Source organism: Campylobacter sp. RM5004, assembly GCF_022369455.1.
GTDB lineage: Bacteria > Campylobacterota > Campylobacteria > Campylobacterales > Campylobacteraceae > Campylobacter_E.
Genome location: NZ_CP059599.1, coordinates 1,097,053 through 1,122,940 on the forward strand (window position 1 = coordinate 1,097,053; position 25,888 = coordinate 1,122,940).

At 24.8% G+C, this 25,888-nt stretch carries 23 protein-coding genes and 1 pseudogene; 17 read left to right on the top strand and 7 right to left on the bottom strand.

Features of this window, described 5'->3' with window-relative positions:
* The 7 genes and pseudogenes from AVANS_RS05450 (at position 1) to AVANS_RS05480 (ending at position 5,989) form a co-directional block, all read left to right on the top strand.
* Positions 1-1,383, top strand: coding sequence for a sulfotransferase family 2 domain-containing protein (locus AVANS_RS05450; protein ID WP_239816878.1), 1,383 nt, complete (start codon positions 1-3; stop codon positions 1,381-1,383).
* On the top strand, positions 1,380-2,111 hold the full coding sequence (gene cysQ, locus AVANS_RS05455) for a 3'(2'),5'-bisphosphate nucleotidase CysQ (protein WP_239816879.1): 732 nt from the start codon (positions 1,380-1,382) through the stop codon (positions 2,109-2,111). Before AVANS_RS05450 ends, cysQ begins: the two co-directional genes overlap by 4 nt.
* A 14-nt stretch (positions 2,112-2,125) precedes the next feature.
* Positions 2,126-2,335: an HAD hydrolase family protein gene (locus AVANS_RS05460; protein ID WP_239816880.1), complete on the top strand. Its 210-nt coding sequence runs from the start codon at positions 2,126-2,128 to the stop codon at positions 2,333-2,335.
* A gap of 171 nt (positions 2,336-2,506) precedes the next feature.
* On the top strand, positions 2,507-2,809 hold the full coding sequence (locus tag AVANS_RS05465) for a hypothetical protein (RefSeq protein ID WP_239816881.1): 303 nt from the start codon (positions 2,507-2,509) through the stop codon (positions 2,807-2,809).
* Between the two features lie 896 nt (positions 2,810-3,705).
* Positions 3,706-4,053: a hypothetical protein gene (locus tag AVANS_RS05470; protein WP_239816882.1), complete on the top strand. Its 348-nt coding sequence runs from the start codon at positions 3,706-3,708 to the stop codon at positions 4,051-4,053.
* 9 nt (positions 4,054-4,062) lie between these two features.
* Positions 4,063-4,713 (top strand): annotated as a pseudogene (locus AVANS_RS05475) (capsular biosynthesis protein); the annotation flags it as partial.
* 961 nt (positions 4,714-5,674) lie between these two features.
* Positions 5,675-5,989, top strand: a complete 315-nt coding sequence (locus tag AVANS_RS05480; protein ID WP_239816883.1) for a hypothetical protein — start codon at positions 5,675-5,677, stop codon at positions 5,987-5,989.
* Here the strand turns inward: AVANS_RS05480 and AVANS_RS05485 are convergent.
* A complete protein-coding gene (locus tag AVANS_RS05485; RefSeq protein ID WP_239816884.1) occupies positions 5,983-8,478 on the bottom strand; it encodes a CDP-glycerol glycerophosphotransferase family protein in 2,496 nt (831 codons plus the stop codon). The two genes, AVANS_RS05480 and AVANS_RS05485, sit on opposite strands and share 7 nt — an antisense overlap.
* A gap of 38 nt (positions 8,479-8,516) precedes the next feature.
* On the opposite strand from AVANS_RS05485, the gene AVANS_RS05490 reads away from it, so the two are divergent.
* From AVANS_RS05490 to ppa, 9 genes are all read left to right on the top strand, one after another.
* Positions 8,517-9,542, top strand: a complete 1,026-nt coding sequence (locus tag AVANS_RS05490) for a glycosyltransferase (RefSeq protein WP_239816885.1) — start codon at positions 8,517-8,519, stop codon at positions 9,540-9,542.
* Positions 9,539-10,945 (top strand): phosphomannomutase/phosphoglucomutase, encoded by a 1,407-nt coding sequence (locus tag AVANS_RS05495; RefSeq protein WP_239816886.1) that lies wholly within the window; start codon positions 9,539-9,541, stop codon positions 10,943-10,945. Before AVANS_RS05490 ends, AVANS_RS05495 begins: the two co-directional genes overlap by 4 nt.
* Before the next feature lie 81 nt (positions 10,946-11,026).
* On the top strand, positions 11,027-12,211 hold the full coding sequence (locus tag AVANS_RS05500; RefSeq protein WP_239816887.1) for a capsular biosynthesis protein: 1,185 nt from the start codon (positions 11,027-11,029) through the stop codon (positions 12,209-12,211).
* Positions 12,212-12,213: 2 nt separating this feature from the next.
* The gene (locus AVANS_RS05505) at positions 12,214-12,975 is read left to right on the top strand and encodes an ABC transporter permease (protein ID WP_239816888.1); all 762 of its coding nucleotides are present in this window, start codon (positions 12,214-12,216) and stop codon (positions 12,973-12,975) included.
* The gene (locus AVANS_RS05510) at positions 12,972-13,634 is read left to right on the top strand and encodes an ABC transporter ATP-binding protein (RefSeq protein ID WP_239816889.1); all 663 of its coding nucleotides are present in this window, start codon (positions 12,972-12,974) and stop codon (positions 13,632-13,634) included. Before AVANS_RS05505 ends, AVANS_RS05510 begins: the two co-directional genes overlap by 4 nt.
* Positions 13,634-14,722 carry a capsule biosynthesis protein gene (locus AVANS_RS05515; protein WP_239816890.1) on the top strand — a complete coding sequence of 363 codons (1,089 nt, stop codon included), beginning with the start codon at positions 13,634-13,636 and terminating at the stop codon, positions 14,720-14,722. Before AVANS_RS05510 ends, AVANS_RS05515 begins: the two co-directional genes overlap by 1 nt.
* Positions 14,722-16,332, top strand: a complete 1,611-nt coding sequence (locus AVANS_RS05520) for a polysaccharide biosynthesis/export family protein (RefSeq protein WP_239816891.1) — start codon at positions 14,722-14,724, stop codon at positions 16,330-16,332. The genes AVANS_RS05515 and AVANS_RS05520 overlap by 1 nt, the downstream gene beginning before the upstream one ends.
* 19 nt (positions 16,333-16,351) lie before the next feature.
* Positions 16,352-16,918, top strand: a complete 567-nt coding sequence (locus AVANS_RS05525; protein WP_239816892.1) for an adenylate kinase — start codon at positions 16,352-16,354, stop codon at positions 16,916-16,918.
* 9 nt (positions 16,919-16,927) lie between these two features.
* Complete coding sequence (gene ppa, locus AVANS_RS05530) at positions 16,928-17,443, top strand: inorganic diphosphatase (protein ID WP_239816893.1); 516 nt, start codon at positions 16,928-16,930, stop codon at positions 17,441-17,443.
* Between the two features lie 123 nt (positions 17,444-17,566).
* On the opposite strand, the gene AVANS_RS05535 is transcribed toward ppa, so the two are convergent.
* The gene (locus AVANS_RS05535; protein ID WP_239816894.1) at positions 17,567-17,869 is read right to left on the bottom strand and encodes a hypothetical protein; all 303 of its coding nucleotides are present in this window, start codon (positions 17,867-17,869) and stop codon (positions 17,567-17,569) included.
* Between the two features lie 70 nt (positions 17,870-17,939).
* Positions 17,940-18,263 carry a hypothetical protein gene (locus AVANS_RS05540; protein WP_239816895.1) on the bottom strand — a complete coding sequence of 108 codons (324 nt, stop codon included), beginning with the start codon at positions 18,261-18,263 and terminating at the stop codon, positions 17,940-17,942.
* A gap of 310 nt (positions 18,264-18,573) precedes the next feature.
* Here AVANS_RS05540 and AVANS_RS05545 point away from each other — a divergent pair, with 310 nt between their 5' ends.
* The gene (locus AVANS_RS05545) at positions 18,574-18,792 is read left to right on the top strand and encodes a hypothetical protein (protein WP_239816896.1); all 219 of its coding nucleotides are present in this window, start codon (positions 18,574-18,576) and stop codon (positions 18,790-18,792) included.
* Positions 18,793-19,577: 785 nt separating this feature from the next.
* Here the strand turns inward: AVANS_RS05545 and AVANS_RS05550 are convergent.
* Genes AVANS_RS05550 through AVANS_RS05565 form a run of 4 tightly spaced genes read right to left on the bottom strand, consistent with a single transcriptional unit; the run spans position 19,578 to position 25,851 of the window.
* A complete protein-coding gene (locus AVANS_RS05550) occupies positions 19,578-19,994 on the bottom strand; it encodes a flagellar FliJ family protein (protein ID WP_239816897.1) in 417 nt (138 codons plus the stop codon).
* Positions 19,991-21,241 carry an adenylosuccinate synthase gene (locus tag AVANS_RS05555; protein WP_239816898.1) on the bottom strand — a complete coding sequence of 417 codons (1,251 nt, stop codon included), beginning with the start codon at positions 21,239-21,241 and terminating at the stop codon, positions 19,991-19,993. Before AVANS_RS05555 ends, AVANS_RS05550 begins: the two co-directional genes overlap by 4 nt.
* Positions 21,234-23,642, bottom strand: a complete 2,409-nt coding sequence (locus AVANS_RS05560; protein WP_239816899.1) for a hypothetical protein — start codon at positions 23,640-23,642, stop codon at positions 21,234-21,236. The genes AVANS_RS05555 and AVANS_RS05560 overlap by 8 nt, the downstream gene beginning before the upstream one ends.
* Positions 23,635-25,851, bottom strand: a complete 2,217-nt coding sequence (locus tag AVANS_RS05565; protein WP_239816900.1) for an MMPL family transporter — start codon at positions 25,849-25,851, stop codon at positions 23,635-23,637. The genes AVANS_RS05560 and AVANS_RS05565 overlap by 8 nt, the downstream gene beginning before the upstream one ends.
* Positions 25,852-25,888: the final 37 nt, after the last annotated feature.

Sequence of the window (25,888 nt, forward strand, 5' to 3'; positions counted from 1 at the left end):
GTGTTTAAAGATTTTCAGGATAAATATGGCTGTATTTTTATTCATGTTCCTAAAGTTGCAGGAACTAGCATAGAAAGAGTAATTTTTGAAACAGATAAATGGCTAGTAGGTCATAAAAAAGCAATTGTTTATATTAAACAAGATAAAAATAAATTTTATCAATATTTTTCATTTGGTTTTGTAAGAAATCCTTACGATAGAATGTGTTCAGCCTATCATTATTTAAAAAACGGTGGAGCTGGTGGAAATGATTTAGAATGGTCTAAAATTCATTTAAATAAATATGAAAGCTTTAGGGATTTTGTTTTAGATTTAAAAAATGAAAATATAAAAAATGAAATTTTAAAATATTACCATTTCATACCACAACACGAATTTTTATGCAACGAACAAGATGAAATAATAGTAAATTTTGTAGGATTTTATGAGAATTTAAATTCGGATTTTGAAAAAATCCTAAATATATTAAATATGACTAGAACCATGGTATGGGCTAATAAAAGCGAACATAATGACTTTAGAACTTATTATGATAAAGAAACATATGAAATTGTAAAAAATATTTATTTAAAAGATTTTCAGATTTTTGATTATGATATAGATCCAGATAATCATTTCTTAAATAGTATAACGAACACTAATTACTTAACCACGAAAATAAAAGCTAAAAATAATCATATAAGCAAATTAATGCTAGAAGAGTATTATAAAAGTAAACAACTTAAAGAAAAAGATATTTTAATCCTTACAAAAACAAATATAATAAATGAACTTGAAAAAGAAATTATAGATAAAAGTACAATTATAAAAGATAAAGAAAAAATAATCACAAATAATACACAGAAAATAGAACAACAAAAAAAAGCAATATTAAGTATTGAGCAAGAGTTAGAAGAAAAGGAAAAAATTATACTTGCAAAAACAAATATAATAAATGAACTTGAAAAAGAAATTTTAAATAAAAATACAATTATAAAAGATAAAGAAAAAATCATTTCAATTAATAAACAAAAGCTGCAAGAAAAGGAAAATGTAATAAACTCTTTTTTAGAGTATGGAACTGCTACACAAAGAATACAAAGCCATTTAGCATACAAATTAGGTAAGTGTGTAAAAAATGCTAATTTGTTATCAATGCCATTTGTGGTATTTTTGGTATACCTAAACCATATCATATGGGGGGGGGTAAGTAAAAAAAAGAGGATTAAATTATATGAATATTATGATTATATCGAAGCTTTAAAGTTAAAGCAAAGCTATGAATATAAATTAGGAGAACTTATAATTTCTTCATTTTCTAACTGGTATAAGTTTAAAATATTTACTTTGCCTTTTGATATTAAGAAATTACAAAAACAAATGATAAATAAGGATAAAAAATGAATATTGAAGAAATAATATTTATTGTAAAAGAAGCAGGTAAAAAAGCTCTAGAAATTTTTAATCAAGATTTTAACATATATTACAAAAAAGATAAAAGTCCATTAACGGCAGCTGATTTACTAGTAAATGAATATATATGCAAAAACCTTGATAAATATAACATCCCAATTATTTCGGAAGAAAACAAAAATATACCTTATAACATAAGAAAAAACTGGGAGTATTGTTGGCTAATTGATCCTATTGATGGAACTAAAGAATTTATAAACAAAAACAAAGAATGGACAATAAACATAGCTTTAGTTTATAAAAATAAGCCAATATTAGGTATAGTTTATGCCCCTGCACTTGATTTGATATTTTACGCTAAGCAAAATCAAGGAGCTTATAAAAACGATATAAAATTACCAATGATAACAAATAATGACACTTATAAAATTGTAGCTAGCAAATCTCATTTAAATGATGAAACTTTAAATTTTATAAATAATATTAACACTAACCTTAATAAAGAATTTATATCAATTGGAAGCTCACTAAAGCTTTGCTTTGTTGCATCAGGTGAAGCTGATTGTTATCCAAGACTTGCACATACTATGGAATGGGATACGGCAGCTGCACAAGCAATAGTAGAAGAAGCTGGTAAAAAAGTATATGATTACAATACTTTAAAGACCTTAGAATACAATAAAGAAAAATTATTAAACCCATATTTTATAGTTGAGTAGATAGGAGATAAATCGTGAAAACTTTGATAGTAGATTTAGATGGAACAATAACGATTGATACAGATTATGAATACGAAAATAAACCAGTTAATAAAGAAATGCTTAAAAAACTAATAGAATATAAAAGAATGGGATTTAAAATAATTATCAATACAAGTAGAAATATGAAAACCTATAAAGGAAGTATAGGTAAGATAAATGTCAACACATTGCCAAAAAAATAATAGAATAGCTAAATAAGCACAATGTTCCTTATGATAAAAACCATGGTGTGGAGATGAAGGGTTTATATAGACGATAAAGCTATTAGATCTAATGAATTTATAACTAAAAACTATGAAGAAATTCAATAATTATTAAATATAAATTCTTTTAATATGTGGGGAGGGGTTTAAATGATTATTATAACCTCTACTCGTTATGTAAATCCGGAACTAGAAATAGAATTTGGAAAAGTACCACCATCGTTTTTGCCAATAGGTGGAAAAAAATTATATGAATATCAATCCTTGTTATTTAAAAACATAAATGATAAAATTATATTAACTATACCAAAAAGTTATAAGCTTAATAAATATGATAGCTTAAAGTTAAAAGAACTTAAAATAAATATTATAAGACTAGATGGAAACTTAATATTAGGACAATCATTATCTCAAGCAATTTGCTTAAATTTAACTGATACAAATTTAAAATAGGTTTAAAAACTTTACATAGAGATACATTTTTTTAAAGTTTGAATTTTTGGATAATAGCATAGGAATATCAAGAAGCAATAATAATTATAATTGGACTTATCTACTTAAAGATAAAAAACCTATATTTAATATAAAAAATAATCATGAATTAAATACTAAAGATATACTAAATGGTTTCTTTGAAATTCAGAACATAAATTATTTTTTTTAAAATGCTTAATTAAATGTAATTATGATTTCAAACAAACACTATCAAACTATTCAAAAACATATAATTTTAACTTGAGCATAAATCAAACCTGGCTTGATTGTGGTATTGCTACAAATTATTTCAATACTAAAAAACTATAACCACAGAAAGAGCATTTAACTCATTGAAAACCATAAACGGTTATGTATGTAAAAGTTCTTCTATGGATAATAGAATAACAGCAGAACAAAATTGGTTTAGCTCTTTACCAAAAGAATTGTCTTTATATACCTCATTTTTATTTAAAAGACAATAAATGCTATACCGAATATCTTTATTTAAACACATTATCATAACTTTATGTTTTCGGAAAAATCAACATAATTACTTAAGAAAGAATATTTTCAAGCTTAAAGAATTTGCTAAATACTTTACACAGCAATACAATAAACAAAATTATTAATTATAATTACAAGTTAAAAACACAACAAAGATTGCAAAATTCTCTACAGAGACTAATTTTAATCTTGATAAAAATATTATTTATAATCAAAAAATAAATATTAGCATAAATGAAATTATAAAAGATATTGATAGTAATTATATAGAATAAAAACAAAATAGTTTTATTCATGGAGATTTTTGTTTTAGCAATATTTTATATAATTTTAAATCTGCTTCTGTAAAAACTATTGATCCTAGGGGTATGGATTTTGAAAACAACATAACACCATATGGAAATAGTTCATATGATTATGTCAAGTTATTTCATTCAATTATTGGGCTACATGATTTTATAATAGCAAAACACTATGAATTAAAATTTAAAAACACAAATGATAATTATATAATTGATTTTAAATTATATATTGATAATAATATTAATGAAATACAAGATAAATTTTTAGAAATTTTTCAAAATTGTTTTGATATTAATGAGATTTATATTATTACAATCCAACTCTTTTTATCAATGCTTCCACTTCATAGTGATGATTTAACAAAACAACATGTCTTACTTGCAAACGTAATAAGATTATATATAAAAATTTAAGGAATTACCATGACAATAATATTTCCAATGGCAGGACTTAGTAGTAGATTTTTTAAAGTAGGATATAAAGCACCAAAATATATGCTTCCTATAAATAACAATACTTTATTTTATGAAGCGATTAATAGTTTTAATAAATATTTTGATGATTGTAATTTTTTATTTATTTGTAAAAAAGACTATGGTACTAAAGATTTTATTGTTAAAGAATGTGAAAAGTTAAATTTAAAAACTTATAAAATTATTGAACTTGATTTTGATACTTTAGGTCAAGCACATACTGTACATTTAGTATTAGAAAAAGCTAATATAAAAGATGAAATTTTAATTTTTAATATAGATACAATAAGACCGAATTTTCAGTTGCCAAATAAAGAAATTTTAACTAATTGTAATGGATATTTAGAAGTTTTTGAAGCAGATGGAGATAATTGGTAATTTATTCTGCCTGATACTAATAACTTAGTTTTAAAAACAACAGAAAAAGAATGTATATCATCTTTATGCAGTAGTGGGTTTTATTATTTTAAAAATTCGGAAGATTTTATAAAAATTTTTCAAACAATGTTAGATAAAAATGAAACTTCAAAAAAAATGAATATTACATAGCACCTATATATAACTATCTTATAAAAATAAAAAAAAATAATCAAATACTACTAAATAAAACAAAACGAAATTATTTATTGTGGAACCCCAAAGAAAAGAAAAAAGAATATGAAGCAATACTTGAAAGGAAAAAGAATGAATTTTAATGAAATAATAAATGATTTTAAAACTAATAGAATTGATATTAACACTAAATTAATGTTAATAATAAAGTAAACATTAACGTTAATACAGATAGTGACTGGCAATGTTGTATTAAAAAATGACTTGGTTAGATGAAAATGAAAGAATTGGTATTAGTATACAAAATAGTGTTAACCATAAAAAGCTAATAATTGTTTATACAGGCAAGTGTAAATTAAAAAAATTAATATATTGTCTATTAATAAAAGAAACACAGAAAATATTCAAATTCCTATATGTTTAAACTATTATTCTTTTAAAATAAATGGTAAAGAAAATTTAAATAGACTAATAGAAGCAAACCATGATTTAGTAAAAGTTTTTATATTAATTATGTTGACAAACCGACAACAATAGAATTGAAGACGAGATTTCATCAATATAAATATGAAGATTTAGTTAATATCTTGCAGAAATTATATAACATACAAGAATGCAGTATATATAATAGCATATATGATCAAATTTTTATAAAAAAGAAATTAGCAATTTATTTATTTGGACATCTAAGAATGTTTGAAAAACATATATAAATTTTTATAAACACATAGTAGATGCTAATATAATTGACGGTTATGATATTAATATTTTTATTCATACTTGGGATTAAATGAGTGCAGATTATGTATTTGGTATTATAAAAATATAGTTTCAATAACAAATTAAATGAAATTAATGTTGATTTGTGTATTAGAAATGGAATTAACGAAATTTATAAACCAAAAGAATTGCTTATAAAAACTCTTCCTAAAAATACTCATAGGCAAAAAATATCAAGAAAAAAGCATTATCTTTAGTTGAAAAATCTAATATTACCTATGATTGTATTATGTTTATAAGACCTGATTTACTATTTAAAAAAGATTTGAAAATTGATAACTTTTTTAATTTATATAAATTTGAAAAAACAAAGATGCTAAATTTAGAAATTGATGACACATATTTCTTTACATCCTCAAATATATTTAAAAGAATACCAGTAGCAGATCCTAGATATATTAATGAATGTGATTTATTAGCTTTTCATTCTTCGCATGTATTAAATAATTTAGAATTAACTGTAATTAATAATAAAAATATACCGATTGATTATCAAATAAATAAAGATTTTATCATACTAAGAGATATAGATAATACTCAATAATTTTTAAAAACAACATTGTATAAATTTTTATATAAGCCTTTTATATAAAAATCAACACTACCAAAACCATGCTTATGATAATCAAAATAGCCTTTATTATAAATATGGTTATACTGCTCTTCTTCGCTAAATTGAAAATATATAACTTTCTTTTTAAGCAAAGCAAAATCAAAAGCAATTGATGAATAATCTGTAATTAAAACACTAGCCTTACATAGATATTCTTGAATATCAATATCTTGCATATTTATAACTTCTATGTAAGAAGATAATTTAAAATCATATAAATACTCAAGCATTGCAAAATGAGGCATAAAAACTACCTTATATCCACTATTTTTACACATATATTCTAATTCTTTACTAGTTAAAAGTTCTTTATAATTTTTATAATATAAACTATTATAAAAATTATCATTTTTCTTTCTTTTATATGTTTTTTTATCTATCTCACTTGCTAAATATTCTCTCCAAGTAGGAAAAATCAAAATCATTTTTTCTTGTTTAATCGCCCTGCTTTTTTCAATAAGTTTTTCAAACCTAGGCATTCCTGTAAGTACAACTTCTTTTGAGCTTAATTTATAATTGGAATAATCACTTGTAATAGAATTATATTCATAAATTGAACCTGTAATCATAAGCGCAATATTTTTTGAATTTAGCCAATTTGATATATTATCCTTAGTAACTCCGTGCTGTAAAAATATAAAATGTTTATTAAATAAAGTATATTTTCCAAACCCTTTTAATAAGTAATTATCAGTATGTGAACTTATAATTTTTTTAGCTTTAAAAAGTGTTAATTTAAACCAAAATCCATAGCTAGAAACTACATTAAAACCTTTATTTTTAAGCCTTTGAAAATCATTTGAATTTTTATCTATAACAAAAGCAATTTTTTGCTTAGGATAATTGTTTTTAATATACTCATAAAAATACTCTGCATTATCATTTGCTTTATATTTTCTATCAGCAAATAGCCATAGCTCATTATCTTTACAAAACAATCTTTGTTTTATGCTTTTATAAATGTTTTCATTGATATTAAGATTTTGCTCGTTTTTTAAATACTCATAAAATTCAAAACCTTCATTTATAATATTTGTAGAAGTAAATCTTTTATAAAATAACTGTTTTATTTTATAAAAACTATTATCTTTTATTGTGAGCTTTTTATCATCTAAAACAACTTCAATATTTTTGATTTTAAAATCATTTTTAATATAAATTATTTTTTTATAAACAAACATATCTTTGAAAAAATCAATTTGTTGAATCTTTACAAAATCAACTTTACATTCTTGATTATTCATAAAAATTTTAAAATCATTACTATCTTTTATATAACAGTAGCTTAAAATCAAATATTCATTAGTATATTTTTCTAATTCACATTCACAAGCTTCAATCTGAATATCTTTAAATTTATTTAAAATACCTATTTTTAAAAAACCACCTAAAATTGAATTATTTAAATTATTTTCATCAATGAAAGAAAAAATCTTCTCAAAGATGGTTATAAATTCATCGTATTCTTTTAATTTAATTACCTTTAAAGGTTTTAATACAATATCCTTTACCATCCAATAAGTATCATAAATAATAGTTTGCTGTATAAAATCAGGAATATATCCCAGTTTGTTTTGTGTGTGCTCAAGTAGGGCTAAATATCCACGAGATGGAACATCTAAAAAATATCTTTTATCTTTTAATTTTTTATCAAGTGTAGAACTCTCATCAGCTCTTTTTCTATAAAAATATCTAGCGTTTTCTATAAAAATTGCATCTTTATCTAAATTATCTAATAAATATTCATTTATAAATTTAGCATCTTCAAAACAAGGTTTTAAGTCTTCATTAAATCTAAAATCTTTAATTAATTCGGTTTTAATTAAAACTGTAGCAACTGAGAGCTGGATATTTTTATCTAAATTTTTAATTTTTATAGCTTTTCTATTTTTAAATTTAAAATTTAAAGGGTGATTATCTTTATAAAAATTATCTTTTTCATGATAAAAGATTATGTTTGCACTTACCATTGCAAGATTTTTATTTTTTGATATTTCTATATCTATATTTTTAAAAAAATCTTTATCTAAAAAATCATCTGGATCACAAAAGGTTATCCAAGGAGTTTTAACATATTTAAGTCCAAGATTTCTAGCACTTGCTTGACCGCCGTTCTCTTTATAAATATAAGTAATATTATTTGGATATTGCTTTTGATATCTTTTAATAATACTAGCTGAATTATCAGTTGAGCCATCATCTACCATTATTAAAAATATACTTTTTTCAAACCTTATTGTTTGATTTATGATTGAAGTAAAAAAATCATCTAAATATTTTTCTACATTATAAACAGCTAAGACTATTGTGTAGGTTGAGTAGGGTTTATAAGGTAATTTTAAAATTTGTTTTTTAGATAATTTAATCTTTAAATCATAAAACACTTCTTTTAAATGCGTAATTTTATATTTATATGTCATAATAAACCTTATTTAATTTTCAATATTTTAGGATAAAAATGCAAATTAGTATAATATCAACAGTATGTTATAAAAATAAAAATCATTTTATATATAAAAGAGCTTTAGAACTAATTGAGTATTTTAAAAACACAAATTACGAATTTATAATCTCAGATGCAAGCAAAGACAAAATACTAACTTCTAATTATCCAAACATAAAAATCATACAAAGTAAATATCAAAACCCATTTTCTCCAGCACAAGCAAGAAATGAAGCCATAATGTATTCTAGTAAAAAATATATACTATTTTACGATATAGATTTATCAAATGACAATAACTTTTTCATTAAATTATCAAATAAAATACAACAAGAATTAGAAACTAGTATAAAAAAATTTATTTTAATTCCTTTTGTATATTTAAGCCAAACCGGAACAAAAGAATTTGAAACAAATAAAAATTTGCAAATATTAAAAAATAGCTATTTAGATGGTTCAAGAAAATTTGTAGAAAACATAGGTCTTAATGGTGTTGTTATGATTATCAATAAAGAATATTTAAAAAATATAGGTTTATTTAATATAAATTTCCAAGGGCATGGAGGTGAAGACTTGGAACTAGTTCATAGATTAATTGCAAATAATCCTCATTCAAAAAAACCAGATGATTATTACATTAATGAAACCTCCAATGTAGTTGCAAATCTTAAAGGATTTAGAAAATACATGGCATATTATACTTTACCATTATTCTTTGAAGATTTATTTTTGGTTCATAGATGGCATGATAGGCCATTATTTGATAATTTTTATTTTAAAAAATCAAATAATCAAGATTTGCTAGTAAGCAAAATGAAAGAATATGATAGTAAAAACAAAAATATTTGGAAAGCTGAAAAAGAATTTGATTTTGACAGTTATCTAAAAAATTTGTGTAAAAAATACAATATTCAAAATAGCATAGGTTTATATTCTTATGATAAAAATAATAAAAAATCAAATTTTAAATCAAAATTAAGAAAATTAATTACTAGACCAAAAGAATTTTTTAAAGATATTAAAATAAGGAAATACAAATGAAACACATATTTAGAGAATACGATATTCGTGGGATATTTGGAACTGAGATTAACCCTAGTTTTACCAAGGCTTTAGGTTTTATTTTAGGCAAAATTATGCTAAATAAAAATGCAAAAAGTGTAAGTGTTGGTTATGATACAAGACTTAGCAATAAAGTCTTAAATAATGCTCTAATTTATGGACTAAACAAAGCTGGAATCAAAGTTTATTCATTAGGACTTGTTCCTACTCCACTTGGATATTTTAGCAATTATGCTTGCAAAATTGATGCAAATATTATGATAACAGCGTCACATAATCCTAAAGAATACAATGGCTTTAAGATTACAATTAATAAAGAAAGTTTTTTTGCAACTGAACTTGCAAATATTTATGATGAAGTGGCACTCTACTTAAAAGATTTTGATAATAAGATTGAAGATACTGAATATGAAGAATTAGATATAAAAACAAAATATATTGAATTTTTACAAAAAGAATTTGCTCATCTTAAAAACGCTAATTTAAATCTAGCAATCGATACAGCTAGTGGTGCAGCTTGTAAAGTAGTAGCTAATATTTTAGATACTCTAAATATCAAATATGCTCATTATTTTAGTGAATTTGATGGCGAATTTAAAGCACATGAACCAGATCCAACACATGAAGAAAATCTATTTGCTATTAAAAATGAGCTTAATTTTAGTGATTTTAGAAGTCCTTGCCCTACTCCACTTTATAAAAATGGCTATGTTAAAAATACTGCTACACTAGGCTTTGGCTTTGATGGCGATGCTGATAGGGTTGTTTGTATTCTAAAAGATAAGATTATAAAAGGCGATGAACTTTGTTATCTTTTTGCAAATGATATTAAAAATCCTAAAATCCTTTGCGAAGTAAAATGCTCTAAAATAATTTTTGATAAAATAAATGAGCTTGGCACTTGCACAATGTGTAAAACTGGTCATTCAAATATCAAAAAAGTTATAAAAGAGCAAAATATTGACCTAGCAGCTGAACTTAGCGGACATGTATTCTTTAATGACAAATATTATGGATACGATGATGCAATTTATTCTATGCTAAGAATTATTGAACTTTATTTAAAAAATCCTGATTTTATAGGAGTTTTAAATAAATTACCTAAGAGTTATTCAAGTGATGAGATAAAAATAAAAGTAAAAGAAGAAGATAAATTTAATATCATAAATACTTATAAAGAAAAAACAAAATCTCTTAATCTAAATGCTAAACTTATTGAAATAGATGGAGTAAGATTGGAATTTGAAAACGGATTTTCATTACTTCGTGCAAGTAATACAAGTCCTTATTTAGTAGCTAGATTTGAAAGCGTAAGCCAAGAAAATCTAAAAGAAATAAGTGATTTTACATATAAACTTTTAAATGAAATTATTAAGAATTAATTACTAAATAAGTTTAAGTAAATATAATCTTAAATTTTAAAATACCCTTTAAAGGGTATTAATATATTATGAAAAGTTAGTATGAATATAGGTAGTTTAATTAATAAATTTAATAATGAAAATATTTTATTTTTACAAGGCCCATTAGGTCCATTTTTTAAGCGATTTAGCAAATGCTTAACTGAAAATAATAAAGTTTATAAGATTAATTTTACTGCGGGAGACTTTGTATTCTATCCATCTAAATATAATTATAAAGATAATTTAAGTAACCTAAAATCTTACTTAGATAATTTTTATAAAACCAACAATATAACTTGTATTATATTATTTGGAGATACTCGCCCAATTCATGAAATAGCAATTAATTTAGCAAAAAGACAAGATATTAAAATCTATGTATTTGAAGAAGGCTATTTAAGACCAAATTACATAACATGTGAGCTAAACGGCGTAAATGCAAACTCGCTAATGAGTAAAAATAAAAATGATTATAAACAATTAAATATATATAAGGAAAACTCAAAACTATTTAAATCAAGCTTTAACATAATGGCTTTATATGCCTTAATTTATTATACTTTTAGCATAATATTCGCCTGTTTTTACAATAATAAAAACTATCATAGACCATTAAATGTTATGGAGCTTTTTAGATGGTTTAGGCATTTTTACAGAAAAGCAAAATATTATTTTAAAGAAAAAAATGTAGATAATCTAGCTAAAAAATATCATAAAAAATACTTTTTAGCAGTTCTTCAAGTTCACAATGATAGCCAGATAAGAAAGCATTTTAAAGATAAAGGTATGAAAAAATTTATAGTAAAAACTATAAAATCTTTTGCTAAAAGCAAATCAAAAAGCGTTTTAATCTTTAAACATCATCCACTAGATATAGCATATACTGATTATACAAACATTATAAATGAACTTACAAAAAGACTAGGAATTAGCGATAAAGTATTTTATATACATCGTGGGCATTTGCCAACTTTATTAAGAAATGCAAAAGGCTGTATTTGTATAAATAGCACGGTTGGAATGCAAGCACTTTATCATAACTGCCCTACTATTGCTTTAGGAAATGCAATTTATGATATAGATGCACTTGTTTATAAAAAATCACTTGATAGCTTTTGGCAAAATGCACATAATTTTGTAAGCGATTATGATTTATGCTTGAAATTTCAAGGATATTTATTAAAAAACAATCAATATAATGCAAACTTTTACTTAAATTTCAAAGAATTTGAAATAGGAAATTAAAAATGTGGCATATCATAAACGCGCTTATTTTAAGGGAACTTAAAACTAGATTTGGTAAAAATGAAACCTTAGGATATATTTGGGTTATATTTGAACCTATGATGCACATTTTATTTATGCTAATAATTTTTACAATGATTAGAGATAAGGTCTTGCCACAAGTTCCATTTTCACTATTTTTAATATCAGGAATGGTTCCGTTTTTTATGTTTAGAAATATTGTTAATTTTATAATGAATGGAATTGATGCAAACAGAAGTTTATTTACATATAAACCAGTTAGACCCATACATGTTTTCTTGGCAAGAGCATTGCTTGAAGGTATAATTTACTTTATAGCTTTTTGTATATTGATAATCATTACTGGATACTTCTTAGATTATAATGTAAAACCAAATAATTTAATTTATTCGCTGTTAATTTTTATATGGACTGTAATTTTTGCATTTTCACTAGGTTTATTGTTTGCTGTATTGTTCCATGGTAAAGATATAATAAAGAATGTAATAAATTATTTGTTGGCTATAATGTATTTTAGCTCTGCAATTATTTTTCCGTTATGGATAATACCTAATCAGCTTATTGATTTTCTAGCTTATAATCCAATTTTACATATAATTGAGCTATTTAAAGAAAATTATTTTGAAACCTACCCTGTTGTAGCACAAATAAATATTGAATATCCTTTGCTTTGTACCTTGGTATTATTATTCTTTAGCCTTGGAATATATTATAAAAGAAGAGTGGAGCTAGGAACTGCATGATTAAGCTTGAAAATATTACAAAATACTTTGTTTTAAATAATAAAAAAAGGCACTATATTTTCAAAGATTTAAATTTCACTTTTCCTGATAATTGTTCTATCGGACTAATGGGTAAAAATGGTGCTGGAAAATCTACTATGCTTAGAATCTTAGGTGGTCTTGATATTCCTAATCGTGGAAAAGTTATAGTAGATAAAAGCATTTCATGGCCAGTTGGCTTTGCAGGTGGATTTCAAGGAAGCCTTAGTGCTAGAGATAATATAAAATTTATTGCTCGTGTTTATGGATATAAGGGCGAAGCATTAAAAGAAAAAATAGAATATGTAAAAGAATTTGCCGAGCTTGGAGATTATTTTGATGAACCAATTAGAAGCTATTCATCGGGTATGAGAAGTAGAATTTCCTTTGGTCTTAGTATGGCATTTGATTTTGACTACTATCTCATAGATGAAGCAGGTGCGGTTGGTGATCCATCTTTTAGAGCAAAAAGTCGTGCAACATATGAAGAAAAACTCTCAAAATCTAAAGTAATAATGGTTTCACATGATATTAACGAAATAAAAACTTGGTGTGATAAAATAGTTTTCTTAGAAAACGGAACAGCCACAATCTATGATGATGTGGAAGTTGGTATTAATAAATATAAAGAAAGTTGCTAATGAAAAAAAGAATTATAAAATTTATTACAAGCTTTAAGATAATTTTACTTTTAAGCTTAATTTCCCTAATTTACTTTGCTTTTTTAGCAAGCCCTAGATATGAAAGCACAGCAATATTAGGAGTAAAATCAACAAGCACTTCAACTGATACTTCAAGCCTAATTCCAATAATAGGACTTACAAGCTCATCTAAAGAAGATTTAATGTATCTTAAAGAATACATAAATTCATACGACATGCTAACAATTTTACAAAAAGATATTGATATTAAATCTATGTATGAAGGTAAAATTGATTATGAATTATTACTTAAAGACCTTGATATAAAAGAAGATTTTTTAAAATATTATCAAAGCAGAATAAAAATAGTTTATGATGATTTAACTGGACTTTTAAGCGTTAGTGTAAGTGCGTTTAATCCAGAAGATGCTAAAAAAATAGCGGATACTATTTTAAAAGAAAGCGAAAATTTCATAAACGAAATATCACACAAAATAGCAAGAGAACAAATGAATTTTGCCAAAGAAGAATTAGAAAAAGCTAACCTTGAATTAAGTAATATTCAAAAAGAAATAAATGAATTTCAGAATTCAAATTCTATGCTTGATCCAATAACTCAAGCAAAAACTCAATCAGCAATAAAAACTCAAATAGAAGAAAAAATAATAGCAAAAGAAGTAGAATTAGCTACGCTAAATAGCTATCTTAATGCAAATACTCCACAAGTTAAAGCTTTAAAATCAGAAATAAACGCACTAAAATCACAGCTAAAAAAAGAAAGTGATAAATTAACTTCAAAAGATAAAAACGATAAATTAAATTACTTAGCAATTGATTTTAGCAACCTTAGCTTTAAACTAAAATTTGCTGAAGATGCTTATAAATTAGCCTTAGCATCTTATGAAAAATCAAGGCTAGAAGCTAACAAGAAATTAAAACAAGTGATTATAATTTCATCTCCTATATTATCAGAAATTGCAGTATATCCTAATGTAATTTATGATGTATTTTCAGTGTTTTTTATATTAACACTAATTTTTGGAATTATTAAATTTACATATTCAATTGTTGAGGAGCATAGATATTAATGAAAAAAATATTTTCTATATTATTTACTAGTTTATATTTATTTGCAGTAGATGTTTCAAATCTTGCAGATACTAAAGAAACAAATGTAGAAGTTAAAGCCGAATCAAATACCTTTGGAGCTCATTTATTTTCAGGTAATTTTAAACAATTTAGCAAGCATATTTATAATCCTGATTATAAAATTGCAATAGGAGATGTTATAAATATCAAGCTTTGGGGAGCAGTAGAACTGCAACAAAAATCAAGCGTTGATTCTCAAGGAAATATTTTTATACCTCAAGTTGGAGTTATACATTTATTAGGTATTAGCAATAAAGACTTAGTAAATGTTATACAAAATAAAGTAAAACAAACTTACAAATCAAATGTTTATTCATACGCAGATATGGATACATATCAAAATATTTCAGTTTTTGTTACAGGAAATGTAAATAAGCCAGGACTTTACGAAGGACTTATCTCTGATTCTTTAATTCAATATATAGATAAAGCAAGCGGAATTAATCTTGAATATGGAAGCTTTAGAAATATTGAAATTTTAAGAAATAATAAACTAGTTAAAAAAATAGACTTATATGACTTCTTACTAAATGGAAAACTTGATTATTCTATGTTTAAAAATGGAGATGTAATCTTAGTTCATCAAATAAATGGCTATGTAAGTGTAAGCGGTGATGTTTTAAAGCCATATAGATTTGAACTTGGAGTTAATCTAAAAACCTTACAAGATTTAGCGGTATTAGCAAATGCTAAGCCTACTGCAACAAATGCTATTATTAAAAGCTATGATGAAAACAATAAACTTCTTATAAACGCTTACAAAAAAAGTGAATTTAATGAAGTTTTAGTAAAAAATGCTGATGAAGTTGAATTTAGACCTGATTATACAGCTGATAAAATCAATATCAAAATAGAAGGCGAGCATAATAGCTTACATTCATTAGTTCTTGATAAAGGCACTACATTACAACAAGCACTTGATCTTTTAAATATTAACGATTTATCTAATATAAAAGCAGTTCAAGTTTATAGAAAAAGTGTAGCAAGCTTACAAAAAAAGCTAATTGAAGCACAACTTAAAGAATTAGAAACTCTAGCTCTTACAACAACTTCAGCAACTTCTGAAGAAGCAAAAATTAGAGATAATTGGGCTACAAATATATTAAAATTTATTGAAAGAGCAAGAAATATTAAACCAAAAGGTCAAATAGTAATAGATGATGAGAAATTATATTCATCTATCGTACTTGAAAACGATGATATTATAAATATCCCAAGCAAAAATAATCTAGTAGTTATTCAAGGCGAAGTTGCCTTACCAGGTGCTTTTGTTCATCAAGAAAAACTTAAAATTAAAGATTATTTAAAAATGGCAGGAGATATAAACTCAAGAGCTGATAAAAAAAGAGTATTATTAATACATGCAAATGGTAAAGCTGATAAAATTAGCTTAAGCTCATTTAGCTCGGATAAAAATTCTAAAGTTTATGAAGGTGATTCGATATTAGTTTTACCTAAAGTTGAAACCTATAACCTACAAGTTACAAGCGTAATTAGTCAAATCTTGTATCAAATCGCAGTAGCAACAAAAGTTATTTTAGATATTTAATTTTACGAAAGGAAAAAATATGAAAAAATTATTTTTAATAATAGGTGCGCCAGGTAGTGGAAAAACTACTGATGCTAGTATTATCGCAAAAAATGAAAATTACACTCACTATTCAACAGGCGATTTATTAAGAGCTGAAGTTGCAAGTGGAAGTGAATTAGGTAAGCAAATTAATGAATTAATTTCAAAAGGAAATTTAGTTCCATTAAAAATAGTAGTAAATACAATTATGAGTGCCCTTAAAAAAGCTCCTAGTGATGTTATTTTAATCGATGGCTATCCTAGAAGTGTAGAACAAATGTATGCTTTAGATGAGCAATTAGCTAGCTCAAATGAAGTTAATTTAAGTGCAGTTATAGAAGTATATGTAAGCGAACAAGTAGCAAAAGATAGAGTTTTAGGTCGTGCAAGAGGTGCTGATGATAACGAAGAAGTATTCTATAATCGTATGAAAGTTTATACTGAGCCTTTAGCTGATATTTTAGATTTTTATAAAGCAAAAAATCTTCATATTCAAATAAATGGCGAAAGAACAATCGAAGAAATTGTTGCTGATATGAGCAAAGAAATCAAAAACAGAATTTAAGGAGTAAAAATGGATATTACAAAAATTAAAAGTGGAAATGCAGAGAAATTAAACGCAGTTATAGAGATTCCTTATGGATCAAATATTAAGTATGAACTAGATAAAGAGAGTGGAGCAATCATGGTTGATAGAGTTATGTATTCAGCTATGTTTTATCCAGCAAACTACGGATTTATTCCAAATACACTTGCAGCAGATGGCGATCCAGTTGATGTGCTAGTATTGAATGAATACCCAGTTCAAGCAGGAGCAGTGATTCCTTGCAGATTAATAGGTGTTTTAATTATGGAAGATGAAAGCGGTATGGATGAAAAACTGCTTGCAGTTCCTGTAAGTAAGATTGATCCAAGCTATGATAATATTAAATCTTTAGATGATTTAGCACCACACAAATTAGCAAAAATCAAAAACTTCTTTGAAACCTACAAAGCATTAGAAAAAGGTAAATGGGTAAAAGTTCAAGACTTTAAAGGCATAGAAGAAGCTACTAAAATACTTGAAGAATCAATCAAAAACTACAAATAATCTAAGCAGCTATTTAGCTGCTTTTAAAATTTAATTTCCTAATTCAAATTCCATTAATTTTATTTATAAAAAGCCTTATCTTTAATCTAAGTAAAATAAAATAATTAAAAACATATTATTTTTTTATATTGCAAATTCACATAAAGCTTTTACTATATCTTCGGCTTTTTGCTTTTCGCTAAAGTTTGCGTAAAAGCATTTTGTATTATTTTTTGATTGTGTTATTTTAATAAGTTCTTGTTTTTCTATATCGCTTATTGTTTTTATGCTAAATTCGTTTATATCTTCATCTTGTATTTTTTCGTGTAGATATAAAGCTATTTGCTTGTCAATTATGTTTATAAAAATCTTATCTTTGTTTAAATATCTTATAACAATCTCGTTTTCTATTAAGGTTATTTCTTTTGCTATTGCTTGAAAAATCATTTTTTATCCTTTTATTTATAATTTTTGCTTAAAATAAAAGCCCTTGCTCGTAACAAGGGCTAAAAGGCTCTTAAGCAAAAAGCCTTTTGATTGCTGAAAACATATGATTTTCTATGTTTTCGCTTGGTTTTAAAGATGAGATGTTTTCAATAAATATCTCATCGTTAAAAAGCACCATTAAATCCGTGCTAATTAGCTTTTCGGCTTTTAGCACTTGATGTAGGCTAAAATTGTTTTTAGCTTGATACTCGCAAATGTTTAACTTGTTTTGAGTAAAAAACCCTAAAAGTTTTTTAGCTACTTTTGAAGTAGCACCTTTACTAGCAAGTTCGTGTTTAATTTCTCTTGCTAGTCTTGTTTCTACGCTTAATTTAGTTCTATCTAAATAATTCATTTTATATCCTTTTATTTGTTTTGGTTTTTAGCTTTTTAAGGCAACTCGTTTTCTTTACCCGTTTTAAAATCTTTTTTTGTTTTTTTACGGCATTTGACAATCTCCTTTCTTTAATATATATTTGTTAATTAATCAAATTTTTATAAAAAATATTGATTTAAAAACAAATTGAACGAAATGTAACATAATAAACTTAATTTAAACTTAAAATATAGATAATTTATCAAAATATTTTAATTATTTTTGATTATTTGACAAATATATATAAAAATGCTACTATCTTCACAAATTTTCAAAAAAAGGAAAAAATATGACTCAAAAAGAATTTAACGATAGGCTTAAAAAAAATGGACTTAATTTAGATGATTTTGCAAGATTAATAGATACTCCTGTAGGTACGATTTACAATTGGAATAGAAAAGATAAAACTCCACCAAATTGGGTTGTTTCGTGGTTTGACAATTATGAAAAAGCAAAAAGTTATGAATATATAAAGAATAAAGTTTTTGAAATTGAAAAAATAGAATAATTCTAATTCCGAATTCAAATTCTTTAATTTTAATAATTTGAATTCGCCACCCCACTTAAAAAAATCGCATACCATACTAAAGTTAATAAACGATTAATTTTATAAAAAATTTAAATTTATTTTAAGGAAAAATTGGTAAAATATCGTTACCTTTAAGTTAAAAAGCTAATAGTTTTATGTTTGAAAAACTTAAAATTGGGTTTCACTTTGGAGGTGTAAAATGATAGAATACATTATTTTAATCGTTTTACTAATCGCTTTACTTAAAGCTTTAAAAAACTTCAAGTAAAGCACCTTTAAAAAATAACTCTTAGAAAATTATAAACTAGCACGGCTTAGCAAAAGCTTAAAGAGATTTAGTAAAACTCGCCGTGCAGTTTCACAACTTTCTAAAATTCTCTCAAAATTACGCTTAAAATCAAAAATCTTTACAAAAACATACTAAGATACTACTTTTATATTTAAAACGATTTTAGATAGCTTTTTGTTAATTTAAAAGCATATTTTATAAACTCGCCCCACTAGATTTTTTTAAACTTTTTAAAAATTCGCCGCCCCCCCCCACCGAAAGGAAAAAATTTTATTTTTTAGGTTTTTTATCTTTAAAAATAGATGTTTTCGCCGATTTTTGCTAGGTTTTTAGACAATTGTGTATGATTTTTTTAAAAATTCTAATTTTTCTAAAAATTATTTTTGCTCTACTAAGCACAATTTAAAACACTACGTTGTTTTTAATATTGCTAAATAAAATTTCATATTTAACAAAAAGAACTTGAATTTAGAATTTAATTATTACTTTGTGAATTAGCAAAAAATCTCATTGTAGCAATTTCATCTAATTCTAAAGCTTGTTTTTTTTCTAAAGCTTTTTTCTTTTGCTTTAATTCTTCTTCATACAAATATTTAATTTTTTCATAATCTAGCGAAGCTCTTTTGTAAAGATGATTATAATGGCTTATTTCTTTATCGCAAAGGTTTAATTTTTCTTTTAACTGACTTTGTTTTAGAAGATTAACTTGTATAAAATCATTTACTAAAACCATTTCATTTAAGGTTGTTGGTTCTTTTAATTTATTTATTTCGTTTTTTACAAGTTCTAATTCGTTTTCTACTGATTTTTTTCTAAGTTTTGCTTTATTTAAATCAAGCTCTGCATTTTGCAGAGCCTGTTTTTTGACATTTAAAATTTGCTTGAATTTCATAAAATGATAGTATCTTCACGCTCTGGAGAAGTTGAAATCATTTTAATTTTTACACCTACTAATTCTTCAATTTTAGCAATATATTTTTTTGCATTTGCAGGTAAATCATCATATCTTCTAATACCATAAATCTTACCAAACCCATCAACACTTTCATAAATAGGCTTTACATTTTCTAAATCAGCTGGAACATAATCAATAATTTCTCCATTATATTCGTAAGCTTTACAAATCTTAATGCTATCAAAATTCTCTAAAACATCTAACTTCATTAAAGCAAGTTCACTTAAGCCATTTAATCTAGCTGTGTATCTTACAGCCACTGCATCAAACCATCCGCAGCGTCTTTTTCTACCTGTGCTAACTCCAATTTCCTTGCCTATTTCACCAATTCTTTCGCCTTGCTCTGTTTTATCTTCTGTTGGAAATGGTCCATGCCCTACTCTTGTAGTATAAGCTTTCACAATCCCTATTGATTTACCAGCTTCATATGGACTAAGCCCTAAACCACTTAAAGCACCTGCTGCAATTGTAGTTGAGCTAGTTACATACGGATATGTTCCATGGTCAATATCTAATAAACTTCCTTGAGCACCTTCAAGCAATACTTTTTTATCTTCATCTAAAGCCTTCCAAATAAGTCTTGTAGTATCACAAATATATGGAGCTAACATTTCTTTATAACGCTTTAGGTTTGCTAAAAGCTCATTTGCATCAGGAGCACTAACTCCTAAAGCATCTAAATAAGGTTTATTCATTACAAAATCTTTTAATATTGCATTGCATAATTTCTCAGGCTCTAAAAGCTCGCATACTCTATGACCACTTCTTGAAATTTTATCAGCATAGCAAGGTCCAATTCCTTTACCTGTCGTTCCTATTGCATTATCACCTTTGAACTTTTCTTTTGCTATATCTATTTGTGCGTGATAATTTAAGTTAAGGTGAGCTCTATCACTAATAAATAATCTACCTTCTAAATTATCAAATTGTGCCATTTCTGTAATTAAAACTTCAGGATTTAAAACAACACCATTTCCTATAACATTCTTACAACGCTCATGTAAAATACCACTAGGTAATAAATGTAACGCATAGCGAACACCATCAACCCAAATAGTATGACCAGCATTGTGTCCACCTGCACTTCTACAAACAAAATCATAATTAGCACATAGCTTATCTACAACTTTACCTTTACCTTCGTCGCCCCATTGAATACCAACTAAAATATCAGCTTTACTCATAAATGTCTCCTATAAAAATATTATATCCGTTTTCGTATTTTTGCATAATTCTATCTCTATTCTTTTGCTTGATTAATTCTACTAATTCTCTCATATAATTTACTTTTATTTCTAATTCTTCATTAGTAATATTAATTTTATTCAAATTACTTAAAAACTTATCATAATTTAAATTATCAAAAGACTCATTATTATTTATTCTTCCACCAATAACTTTGTAATAATAATCGCAATATAAGCTATCAAGATTATTTATATTCTTGTCTTTACAAAATAATATAAAATTATCTAATTCTGCTAAATCATATTCTTTTTTAAAAATTAAACAATATATATTATCACCTGTTGAATTTTTTGTAACTACATAGCTTAATTTGCACGAATGAAGTATGTTATTAATATCTTTTAAATAAACAATATCTTTTAATGTGCTTGTTTTACCTTCTTGCATATTTCTTGCAATTTGCTCGTAATTTTTAGCTATCATATCACTTAAATATAGTTGATGATTTGTATTAGATAATCCAAGCAATGCTCTTAGTTCTTTATTGGCATTTAAGCATTTAAAGTCTTTATCAAATATACCTATAATTGAATTTGTTTGCTTGTATATATCGCTAAATGATATAGGCTCTCTTACTTCATCATCTAATAAATCTTGTCTTAATAATGCTAAATGAGCTATGATATTTAAAAATTTTGATTGTTTATTATCATAATTATAATCTTTTGAAATATTAAAACTTGCTTTAAATTCTGCATATCTTCCATTGTTTTGTCTTAAATATAATACTTGTTCAATCACTCTTGAATAATTTGAAAAACTATTATCTTTTAAGTTTTTAAGTTTTATTAAAAATTCTAAATAAGACTGATAGCTTCTTTCATGTAAAAGGTCTTTAAAATAAACAACACTAGATGCTGAATATCCTAAAATCCTATCTATATTCTTGCTACAGTTTCTAAATTTTAATTTTCCACCCTTTAAGGTAAAATTCATAGTAATAATAAAACTTTTTTCCAAAGCTTCATATTGAGATTTAATAACTTCGTAACTTTTACTAACCATATTAGTATCTAAAATCATCAAAATATCATAACAAAATCTCTCAGATCTCATTACGAAAGGATATATTTTAACTTCCTTAAAATCTTCTCCATTTACATAATGCTCTGTTTGTATATAAAAACCTTGATTTTTAATAGAGTTTTGCATATTGTTCGCAAAATTAATAGGATCAGTGGTTAAATCTTTTTGCTCTTTTTTACCTAGCATATATAAATTAAGCTTAGACATACTTGTAATTTTTTGATTGTAAAAATCTAATGCCGATTGATTTGCTTTAAAAATCTTTCCCGTAAAAGCGTCAATCATAAGCATAGGAATTGTACTTTTACTAAACATAGAACTTAAACGCTGTTCTAATTCTCTATATTCTTTTTTAATATCCTTATATTCTAATACTGAAAATGCAGTTTGTTTTTGCAAGTCAATTAAATCCGAACCTTCAATTAATTCAAAATTTTGAAACTCATCAATATCACTCGCACCTTGCAATTCATAACAATACTTAACTTGTTTAACCAAACCTTTTCTAATTAGCATAAAATCAAGATATGAATTCCAAAAATACATTACTAAAATAATAAGCAAAAACGCACTTATTATAAAATAATAATTCAAGTATTCAGATATAGAAATAAAACTTCTTACATTAAATCCACTATATTCTACTTCTTTTATAATATTTGAAAAGTTCCTATCTGTTTGATAAACACCTGATAAGTACCAGTAATAATTAAACTCATTTATATTTTCAAGTAAAGCTAATTTTGATACATCACTTGAATATAAAACATTTCCAAAAGAATCTACTAAAATATAATCCGTATTAAACTTATTTACACTTTTTAACAAATCAAATAATTCTAATTTTGCAACTAAAAATGTATATTTACTATTTTCTAATTTCTTAGCAAAATAAATGCTAGCTTTTTGGTCTTTTGTAACTATTAATTCACTTACATAAGTTGATTTATCAAATAATTTTTTTGAATTAATTTCAATAAACTTTTTAAGCGGATCATTTGAATCAATACTAACTTTATCAATAACTTCACCTGCATCATTTAAATAATAAAATGCCGAAAAAGTATTTAAATCAAGTTTTTTTAAACTTGGATTGATTTCAAGTGCTTTAGAATATAAATCAAGTCTTATTTGATGCTGTTTAATAGAGTTTTGAATACTATGTGAAATCAACTTATTGTTATCAGTTAATTTATCATTTATCGTTGTAAAATTGACATATAAACTAAAAAATAAAACTAAAACTAATAGAATAAAAGTAATAAAAAAATTCTTTCTTAATAACCAAATAATATTATTAAACTTAAGCACTTAAATCCTTCTTTGATAATTCATTTTTAAAATATCCCTTAAAATATAAGCTTATAATAAGTGATGGTAATAAAAATAAAGAACCGCATAATAATAAAATCATAACTAAAACAGTCAGTAAGCCAAAATAAATTGTAGGGGTAAAATTTGAACTCATCATCAAACAAAACCCTAAAACAATAGTGCAAGTAGTATAATATAAAGCCGAACCTATACTTTGATGGCTTGCAATTATTGCTTCATTTAAAGGCTTTCTTTTAATTTCTTCTTTAAATCTATGAACATAATGAATAATATCATCAACCCCTATTCCTATTGAAATAGCAGCTATTGTAATACTCATTAAATCAAGACTTAGCCCACTAAATGCAATTATCGCAAAAAGTAGTGAAATAGGAATTAAATTAGCAATTATTCCTATAATACTAAATCTTATATTTCTAAAAATTATTAAAAATAATGCAAATAAACTTAATATAACAAAATTAAGAGTATCTACTTGTGAACTAATCAAAGAACTTAGCATATTATTATAAAGAACCATTACTCCACTTACTTGAAGATTAATATTATCATCTTGAGTAAGTTTTGCTAGATTAATTTTTAAATCACTTAAGAATTTAGCTCTTTTTAGCGTTTTATCGCTATCAATCATTCTAATTCCTATTCTAAATTCTTTTGTTTTTTCATTGTAATATGGATAAATTATTTGAGCTTTTGTGCTTTCATCAAGGTTGTTTTGTAAGATATTTAATAAAAATCCATCTATATCTTTTCCTTGATTTATTGTCTTTGCAAAATCAAGTAAAGAATAAAGACTTAAAACACTTCCAACATATTCTTGCTCTTTTAAGAAATTATGAACTTTTTTTAATACTTCAACCTTTGAAGGAGTTAAATAATACTTATCGTTATCTTCTAAAAACTCAGCGAATTCATCTTCTTCTTTTTCATCTTCATCGTTAAATTTAATAATCACATCTAAAGGTAGAGTTCCACCTAATTTTTCATCAATTAATAAAAGACCTTTTTTAATGTCGCTACTATCTTTAAAATAATTTACGAAGCTATTTTCAGCACTTAACTTAGGTATAGAAATACTAGCAAAAATTATGATAATTAAGCATACAAAATAAACGATTTTTCTATGGTAAATCGCAGTTTTAGCACAAAATAATAAGATTTTTGGCTCTTTTGCAAAATATACATTTTTAAAATCTTTTTTTGCTAACAATAAATAAGGTAAAAACAAGTAGCATAAAAACAAGCTTATACTTATTCCTATACTCATCATAACACCTAGCTCGCTAATTGGCTTAATCCCTGAAAATACAAGGCTTAAAAATCCAACAACGGTTGTTAAAATTGCAAAAAAACTAGGCTTTGCTTTAGCTAATAAAGTATGTCTTACATTGGTAGTTCTATCATTATATTTATTGTAATTTAAAAGCTCTGAAAAGTGCGATAATAAATGCACAATTACTGAAATAGTTATTATTAAAACTAAAGCCACATAATTACTTGAAATAACCGTAATGTTATACCCTATTAAGGCTAAAATTCCCGTTGTGCTAAATAAAGATATCAAACATATAAACATACATATAAAAACAAAATAAAAACTTCTAAAAAATATAAAAATAGCCAATGATAATAATACAAAAAGCCCTATTCCATATACATATAAATCTGATTTAACATAAGCTATCATATCGCTTGCTATTACGCTCATTCCACCTAAAATTAAATCATTTTCATTCGCAAAATCTTTAAGAGTTTTTATAAGCTCATCAGGGTTATTAGCAAATATTAAAAAATCAGCTACTAAAAAATCTTTACTTACTAAATTACCTAAATAAAATTCGTTTTTGCTAATTTCTTCTTTTGCTTTAACTAAGTTTGCTCCATCATTTATGCTTTTTTCATCGCTTAAAAATAAAGGTGCATTTAATATACTAAGGGTTGATTTTATACCTTTAATTTTAAGTAGTTTTTTTTCTATTTCTTGCAGTTTTGCTATGTCGTTAAAAACATCTTTGTCGCTTTTATATGCTAATACTAAAAAATCTTGAGAACCAAAAGTCTTAATACTTTCATTAAATAACTTTAAATCTTTATCGTCTTCTAAAAAAAAGCTTGTAGATTTTGCTTCTACTTGAATTTTTGTTGAATAATATGATAACCCTAAGCATATAGCAAGAGTTATCATAAAAATAATTTTTGAATATTTTATAAGAAAGGATATT

Coding starts and splice junctions, on each gene's coding strand:
- cysQ (WP_239816879.1), top strand. CDS start 1,380: ATGAATATTGAAGAAATAATATTTATTGTAAAAGAAGCAGGTAAAAAA.
- AVANS_RS05465 (WP_239816881.1), top strand. CDS start 2,507: ATGATTATTATAACCTCTACTCGTTATGTAAATCCGGAACTAGAAATA.
- AVANS_RS05470 (WP_239816882.1), top strand. CDS start 3,706: ATGGATTTTGAAAACAACATAACACCATATGGAAATAGTTCATATGAT.
- AVANS_RS05480 (WP_239816883.1), top strand. CDS start 5,675: ATGTTTATAAGACCTGATTTACTATTTAAAAAAGATTTGAAAATTGAT.
- AVANS_RS05485 (WP_239816884.1), bottom strand. CDS start 8,478: ATGACATATAAATATAAAATTACGCATTTAAAAGAAGTGTTTTATGAT.
- AVANS_RS05490 (WP_239816885.1), top strand. CDS start 8,517: ATGCAAATTAGTATAATATCAACAGTATGTTATAAAAATAAAAATCAT.
- AVANS_RS05495 (WP_239816886.1), top strand. CDS start 9,539: ATGAAACACATATTTAGAGAATACGATATTCGTGGGATATTTGGAACT.
- AVANS_RS05500 (WP_239816887.1), top strand. CDS start 11,027: ATGAATATAGGTAGTTTAATTAATAAATTTAATAATGAAAATATTTTA.
- AVANS_RS05505 (WP_239816888.1), top strand. CDS start 12,214: ATGTGGCATATCATAAACGCGCTTATTTTAAGGGAACTTAAAACTAGA.
- AVANS_RS05510 (WP_239816889.1), top strand. CDS start 12,972: ATGATTAAGCTTGAAAATATTACAAAATACTTTGTTTTAAATAATAAA.
- AVANS_RS05515 (WP_239816890.1), top strand. CDS start 13,634: ATGAAAAAAAGAATTATAAAATTTATTACAAGCTTTAAGATAATTTTA.
- AVANS_RS05520 (WP_239816891.1), top strand. CDS start 14,722: ATGAAAAAAATATTTTCTATATTATTTACTAGTTTATATTTATTTGCA.
- AVANS_RS05525 (WP_239816892.1), top strand. CDS start 16,352: ATGAAAAAATTATTTTTAATAATAGGTGCGCCAGGTAGTGGAAAAACT.
- ppa (WP_239816893.1), top strand. CDS start 16,928: ATGGATATTACAAAAATTAAAAGTGGAAATGCAGAGAAATTAAACGCA.
- AVANS_RS05535 (WP_239816894.1), bottom strand. CDS start 17,869: ATGATTTTTCAAGCAATAGCAAAAGAAATAACCTTAATAGAAAACGAG.
- AVANS_RS05540 (WP_239816895.1), bottom strand. CDS start 18,263: ATGAATTATTTAGATAGAACTAAATTAAGCGTAGAAACAAGACTAGCA.
- AVANS_RS05545 (WP_239816896.1), top strand. CDS start 18,574: ATGACTCAAAAAGAATTTAACGATAGGCTTAAAAAAAATGGACTTAAT.
- AVANS_RS05550 (WP_239816897.1), bottom strand. CDS start 19,994: ATGAAATTCAAGCAAATTTTAAATGTCAAAAAACAGGCTCTGCAAAAT.
- AVANS_RS05555 (WP_239816898.1), bottom strand. CDS start 21,241: ATGAGTAAAGCTGATATTTTAGTTGGTATTCAATGGGGCGACGAAGGT.
- AVANS_RS05565 (WP_239816900.1), bottom strand. CDS start 25,851: ATGATAACTCTTGCTATATGCTTAGGGTTATCATATTATTCAACAAAA.